At 68.1% G+C, this 6,129-nt stretch carries 6 protein-coding genes; 2 read left to right on the top strand and 4 right to left on the bottom strand.

The window, feature by feature from the left end:
* Positions 1–1,313: glycosyltransferase (locus HMPREF0975_RS09875; protein WP_009234017.1), on the bottom strand; the 1,313-nt coding region annotated here is incomplete at its 3' end.
* Positions 1,310–1,630, bottom strand: coding sequence for a WhiB family transcriptional regulator (locus HMPREF0975_RS09870; RefSeq protein WP_003787027.1), 321 nt, complete (start codon positions 1,628–1,630; stop codon positions 1,310–1,312). The genes HMPREF0975_RS09875 and HMPREF0975_RS09870, both read right to left, overlap by 4 nt.
* 328 nt (positions 1,631–1,958) lie before the next feature.
* On the opposite strand from HMPREF0975_RS09870, the gene HMPREF0975_RS09865 reads away from it, so the two are divergent.
* A complete protein-coding gene (locus HMPREF0975_RS09865; protein WP_009234016.1) occupies positions 1,959–2,714 on the top strand; it encodes a TIGR03089 family protein in 756 nt (251 codons plus the stop codon).
* Positions 2,715–2,723: 9 nt separating this feature from the next.
* On the opposite strand, the gene manA is transcribed toward HMPREF0975_RS09865, so the two are convergent.
* The gene (gene manA / locus HMPREF0975_RS09860; protein ID WP_009234015.1) at positions 2,724–3,914 is read right to left on the bottom strand and encodes a mannose-6-phosphate isomerase, class I; all 1,191 of its coding nucleotides are present in this window, start codon (positions 3,912–3,914) and stop codon (positions 2,724–2,726) included.
* Between the two features lie 480 nt (positions 3,915–4,394).
* A complete protein-coding gene (locus tag HMPREF0975_RS09855; protein ID WP_009234014.1) occupies positions 4,395–4,976 on the bottom strand; it encodes a dTDP-4-dehydrorhamnose 3,5-epimerase family protein in 582 nt (193 codons plus the stop codon).
* Between the two features lie 202 nt (positions 4,977–5,178).
* On the opposite strand from HMPREF0975_RS09855, the gene rfbA reads away from it, so the two are divergent.
* The gene (gene rfbA, locus HMPREF0975_RS09850; protein ID WP_009234013.1) at positions 5,179–6,051 is read left to right on the top strand and encodes a glucose-1-phosphate thymidylyltransferase RfbA; all 873 of its coding nucleotides are present in this window, start codon (positions 5,179–5,181) and stop codon (positions 6,049–6,051) included.
* The last annotated feature ends 78 nt before the right edge of the window (positions 6,052–6,129 follow it).

The following is a 6,129-nucleotide window of genomic DNA, read 5'->3' as shown; positions in this document are numbered from 1 at the left end:
AGCGCGGAAACGGGCACCTTGGTGTGCCTGGCGAGTCGGCGCCTGGCCGCCTTGATCCGTCGACCACGGCCGGCCACTGCCAGGGCCGCACCGAGTTCGTCGCGGGCAAGCGCTGGCGCCTTGGAGGCAAGCCGCCATACAGCCCGCATCGCCCCGAGGACGACGAACCAGATCAGCAGCAGGCCGATGGGGCGGGAGGAGAAGGCCGCCCAGTTGGTGAGCTGTGCGCTGCGGCGGGCGCGGAAGGATCGCTCCGGGTCGGGCTCGGGGAGCCGGACCTCGACGGCCTCGGCGTCGGTGCGGACCTGGGGGCGCAAGGAGTGGGAGACGTGGGCGGGACGGCGCAGTCCCTGGTAGGAGGCCCTCCGGTGACGGATAACGGCGGTGGGCTCGACGATGACCCGGTATCCGGCCAGGCGCGCCGCGCGGGAGAGCTCCAGGCCGTCGCCGAAGGGCCCGAGCCACGGGGCGATGCCGCCGATCTCTTCCCACACTGCGCGGTCAACGAGGGCGCCGGCCGTTCCCACAGCCAGGACGTCGCTGCGGTCGTCGTGCTGGCCCTGGTCGACCTCACCGGGAACGATGTCGTTGGCGCGCCGGGCCGAGGCCGTTGCCCGCAGTCCGACCTCCAAAAGCAGCTCCGGATTGTCCCAACCCACCTGCTTGGGGCCAACGATCCCCACGGAGCGGGCGTTGGTTGCAGCGGTGAGAAGCTGCTCGAGACAGCCCTCCTGGGGCGCGGAGTCGTCATGGAGCAGCCAGAGCCACACCTGATGCTCTGGTGCCTCCTGGGAGGCATCGGCCGGAGCCACGAGCCGCTGCTCGTAGGAGGTGATCGGCGAGAGCGCGCCCGTGGGACCGGTGATGGGACCGGAACCGGTCAGCAGCAGGTCGCGCACAGATGTTCGCGAACCGCCCGAGGTAGCAGAGGCACCGTCGGTATCCGAGCCTTCCGCGCCGTCGACGGCCCCCGCACTGCGGCGCCAGCGGTTGCCGGCGGCGACCAGTTCGGCGTAGGCAGCCAGTCCCCGGGAGACCGCGTCCCCGAAGCTCCTGGCCTCCTTGACCCGTACGACGCGTACCGCCGTGACGGTGCCGAGTCCCGAGCTCTCGACGAGCTCCTCGATAGGGGTCCCATCCCCCAACCCGTTTGCTCGCGAGGCGACGTCGACGACGAGGACGACGTCGGGCGCGCAGGTCTGGGAGGCGATCGCGGTCAGTGTCTGCGCCAGGAACGGGCTCGCCCCGGCCGACACGACGACGGCCAGGGCTCCTACCCGACTGGCTCCCTGTGCGGAGCCGGTGCGGGTCATACTGCGCGACGCTTGAGCTTGCGCCGTTCGCGCTCCGACATGCCGCCCCAGATACCGAAGCGCTCGTCGTTGGCGAGGGCGTACTCGAGGCACTCCTCACGAACCTCGCAAGTCGCACAGACTCGCTTGGCCTCGCGTGTGGAACCGCCCTTCTCGGGGAAGAACGCCTCTGGGTCCGTCTGGGCGCACAGTGCGCGCTCCTGCCACGCCAGAGGACCTTCATCGACGTCGTCACCGCCACCGAAGAGGAGCGACAGGACCTCTGCGTCAGGCTCCTCCGGGTGCTTCAGTGGGCCGTCGCCGAGGATGTTCCACATGCCGGCCTCCCTTCAATCCGAGCTTCTTGCCAGTAAGAATTACATGCGTGTGAGACAAGGCCAGTCAAGCCAGGGAGGGAAACTTCACCCTCTCGTTACCGTCGACACCATTCCTTGATATCTCAAGGAATAACCCCATCTGGCTAACACCATATGTTGACTTCCTACAAATCTCCTGAGAGGTGCCCGCGGCCTGCCTGACAGGGGAAAATACACGATTTTCCTGGAGGTTCAGTGGATGGCACCCCCCGAACACACACTCGTCCGACCGGCTGGACATTACCGTAAAGAAACCTGAATGTCAGTAGATCTGCTTCAATCTGGAGGCATGCGAGACCCTCTGCTGACACTGCTCCCCGGCCCCTATGACGCCGACAAACCGTGGCTGAATTGTTATGGAGACGACGAGCGCGTCGAGTTGACCGGACGCGTAATGTCCATGTGGCTGGCCAAGATCGCGGGATTGATCACAGCGGAATCCGCACCGGGCGACGGGGTTCACCTGGGGCTCCCACCGCACTGGCGGACGGCGGCCTGGGCCTGCGGAGCGTGGCTGGCGGGACGGGCCGTGCTCCTGGGGAGCGGCGAGGAGATCGATGCCGCCGGTCTCGTCCCCGAGCTGAGCGTGGCATTCGCTCCGGAGGACCTGTGCGCTGGGGCGGAGGTGCAGGTTTTGGTCCCCGTCGCCTCCCTAGCGCTGCGCTGGTCGGGCGAGCTGCCCGCCCTCGTACTCGACGGCGCCGCCGATCTCATGTCCTACCCCGACCACTTCGCGCCGGTCGATGTCGGCACCGATCATCCCTGTCTCACCGACCTCACTGCGGCCGGCTGCCGGGACGGGGCACAACCCGTCACCCTGACGCGCGCCGACTTGGTCGCTCGGGTCGAAGCCGCCGGCAGTACCGGCCCGGGAGGTTCACGCGCCGTCCTGGTCCGCACCCCCGGGACTGCCCAGGCACTCCAGGAGATTCTGGCTGCCTGGTACACCGGACGCACGGCGGTTGTCCTCACCCCCGAGGCAGGCGACGACGTCGTTGCGGCTGCAATCCGTCAGGAGGGCATCGCCGGGGCGCAGGTCGACTGAGCCCCGCCGTCAGGGGACATCGGCCTGAACGAGTGTCCCCTCCCCCTCGACGGACAGGCGGTGCTCGTCGGCGCCGACGAACACGGCCTCACCCTGGGCAAGTGTCTGCGCGTCGACCTGAGTCACCAGCGTCATGGCCCCTTCGACGGCCAGCAGGATGCGCGGTCCCCGCCCGGGAACCGGCAGACGGCCGTCGGCGGCCACCACGGTGGTGACCATGAGCTCGAAATCGTCCACCGGCGCGTAGTAAGCGCGGGTGGCGCGCGAGAGGTATTCGGGGGCCGGACGCACCGGGGGCGCTGCCACATAATCGACGCAGGCCAACATCTCCGGGACGTCGATGTGCTTGGCCGTCAGTCCGGCGCGCAGCACGTTGTCCGAGGAGGCCATGACCTCGACCCCGAGACCGGAGATGTAGGCGTGGACGCTGCCCGCGGGTACGAACAGTGCCTCCCCGGGCTGGAGGGTGACGGGGTTGAGCAGGAGTGCGGCAGCGATGCCGGGGTCGCCGGGGAAGGTGACCGCCATCTTCAGGACGTTGGAGTCCACGCGCAGGGAGGGAGAGGTCCCGGCCTCGAAGCGGGCCGCGATCTCGGCGACCAGATCACTGATCTCCTCGGGAGTCGGGCGGGTGGAGGCAGAGACGACGTCGGAGAAGACCTGCCGGATGCCGTACCGGGTGGGATTCAGGCGCAGGGTACGGCGCATCCGCCGGGCCAGGACGCTGTCCAGGCCGGCGAGGACCTCGACGGCCCGACGCGGAGCGCGGAATCCGGCAACCGCCTGGAAACGGGTAAGGGCCAGGACCATCTCCGGCTTGTGGTTGGTGTCCTTGTAGTTGCGGGAGGGGTGGTCCAGGGCGATGCCCGCCTCTTCCTCCAGGGCGTAGCCCTCGGCCGCCTGGGCCTGGCTGGGGTGAACCTGGAGGGACAGCGGCTGCTCGGGGGCGATGAGCTTGAGGAGGAACGGTAACCGGCGCCCGAAGCGCCAGATGATGTCCTCGCCCAGGAGGCGCTCTGGCTCTGCCTCGATGAGGGTGGACAGGACATCTCCGCCGGCGACCCGGGCCGGTCCGGCCGGATGGGATCCGTACCAGGCCTCGGCCCAGGGGGCGCCGTCATCGGCCACACCCAGGAGCGCGGGAATGGCGGCGGTCGACCCCCAGGCGTACTGCTGGCGGGCGGGCTCAAGTCGTTTCATAGCGCCTCACCGTACCGGCACTGGAACTCGCCTGCGTACGCAGCGGCATACCCTGGGACTTCTCCTTGACTGAGGACCATCGCAACCAGGCGACTGACGACAGGAGCGCCGGGGAGGGCGCCTAGAGGGCCGCCGCACACACCGGACCAGAACTTGAGCGGACCCTGGAGAAGGACTCGACGAATCCAGTTTCCAGGTAGGATGGTAATGCTTATTTTATCGATCAGGGCTACTTATTGACCGCAACGCCGCATCGTTCTTCATTCGTCGTCCTTTACTCGTCGGATACTCGTTGAAGTTACAGCTTCGGCACGTTCTCCTGGAGAGCAACGCGGCTGACCGCCCCAGACCACAGGATGTCCAATGAGGCGGAGCCGGGTCGGCCCCGCCGCTGAGGACGACGGCAGACGACGGCGCCGCGAGCCTCGTGGGGCTCGCGGCGCCGTCGGGATCAGTACTCGGGCTTATCTCGGACCTGTCCTAGCTGCCCGCCGCGGGAGACGGGAAGGGGGTGACGTCGGCCAGGCGCGGGTGGGCCCGGTCCTTGTCGGACAGGATCGCCTCGGTCAACGGGATCGGCCAGGGGACGTTCGCCGTCTCATCGGCCAAGTTGAGGAAGGTGTACCGGGCCTCAGCGGACCAGTGGTCGTTGACCAGGTAGGTGTAGGCGGTGCCCGGCTCCAGCGTCTGGTAGGCGTTGCCCACGCCCCGGGGCACGAACACGGCCACCGACGGGTCGATCTCGCAGGTGTACACGGCCCCGAAGGACGGCCCCTCGCGCAGGTCCACCCAGGCGCCGAAAACGCGGCCGGTGGCCACCGAGACGAACTTGTCCCAGGGCTCGGCGTGGATGCCACGGGTCACTCCCACCTCGTTGTTGAAGGAGATGTTGTTCTGGACCGGCCCGAAGTCGGGCAGCCCCAGAGCTAGCATCTTCTCGCGCTGCCAGTTCTCCTTGAACCAGCCGCGGTTGTCCCCGTGAACGGTCAGGTCGATGCGCAAGAACCCCGGAATCGGCGTGGCCTCGACGGCGAGCGGCTTACCCAGCTCGATCTGCCCCATGGATAGCTCCTTCTGCGTACGTAATCGTCGATCTCGGCGTCGCCTCACCGGCGATGCTCCGCCGGGAAGTCTATCGGCGCCGCCCTGCAGGCACCTCGGAGACGGAACCTCACGAGCCGAAAGTGCCGCGCACCACGCACGAGCACCCCCGAATCACCCGCTCCAGGCGCCATTCGGGGCTCGCATAGGTCATGCTTGGAGCATGCGAGGAATCATTCTGGCCGGAGGCTCCGGCACGCGACTCAATCCGATCACCCTGGGGACCTCCAAGCAGCTGGTGCCCGTCTACGACAAGCCGATGATCTACTACCCGCTGAGCACCCTCATGCTCGCCGGGATCCGGGACGTTCTCATCATCACCACCCCCCACGACGCCCCCGCCTTCCACCGCCTCCTGGGCGACGGCAGCCGGCTCGGCGTCAACCTGTCCTACACCGTCCAGCAGGAGCCCAACGGCCTTGCCCAGGCCTTCGTCCTGGGCGCCGACTTCATCGGCGACGACAGCGCCGCCTTGGTCCTGGGCGACAACATCTTCTACGGTCCCGGCATGGGCACCCAGCTGCGCCGTCACACCAGCCCCGACGGCGGCGTCGTCTACGCCTACCAGGTCGCCGACCCCACGGCCTACGGCGTCGTCGAGTTCGATGAGGACTTCAAGGCCATCTCCATCGAGGAGAAGCCCGCCCACCCCCGCTCCACCTACGCCGTGCCCGGCCTGTACTTCTATGACAACGACGTCGTCGAGATCGCGAGGAACCTCAAGCCCTCCGCCCGCGGCGAGTACGAGATCACCGACGTCAACCGCACCTACCTGGAGGCCGGCAGGCTCACCGTCGAGGTCCTCCCCCGCGGCACCGCCTGGCTCGACACTGGAACCTTCGACTCGCTGGCCGACGCCACCGGCTTCATCCGCACCGTCCAGCACCGACAGGGTCTCAACATCGGCGCCCCCGAGGAGGTCGCCTGGCACATGGGCTTCATCGACGACGAAGGCCTGCGCCAGCGCGCCGAGCCCCTGGTGAAGTCCGGCTACGGGGCTTACCTCCTGGGCCTGCTGGAGCACAAACAGGCCTGAGACGGCGCATCTGATCGCCCGCAACTCTCGCGCCCGTGGGTGGGGCGGCACGAACCGGCGCCATCCCACCCACGGAGC

Source organism: Actinomyces sp. oral taxon 849 str. F0330 (assembly GCF_000239715.1).
Taxonomy (GTDB): domain Bacteria; phylum Actinomycetota; class Actinomycetes; order Actinomycetales; family Actinomycetaceae; genus Actinomyces; species Actinomyces johnsonii.
The sequence above is the reverse complement of the archived record's forward strand: the minus strand, read 5'-3'. Positions and strand labels throughout refer to the sequence as shown.

Bases quoted from the DNA above. Each gene is read 5' to 3' on its own strand.
- HMPREF0975_RS09870 (WP_003787027.1), bottom strand. From the start codon at position 1,630: ATGTGGAACATCCTCGGCGACGGCCCACTGAAGCACCCGGAGGAGCCT.
- HMPREF0975_RS09865 (WP_009234016.1), top strand. From the start codon at position 1,959: ATGCGAGACCCTCTGCTGACACTGCTCCCCGGCCCCTATGACGCCGAC.
- manA (WP_009234015.1), bottom strand. From the start codon at position 3,914: ATGAAACGACTTGAGCCCGCCCGCCAGCAGTACGCCTGGGGGTCGACC.
- rfbA (WP_009234013.1), top strand. From the start codon at position 5,179: ATGCGAGGAATCATTCTGGCCGGAGGCTCCGGCACGCGACTCAATCCG.
- HMPREF0975_RS09855 (WP_009234014.1), bottom strand. From the start codon at position 4,976: ATGGGGCAGATCGAGCTGGGTAAGCCGCTCGCCGTCGAGGCCACGCCG.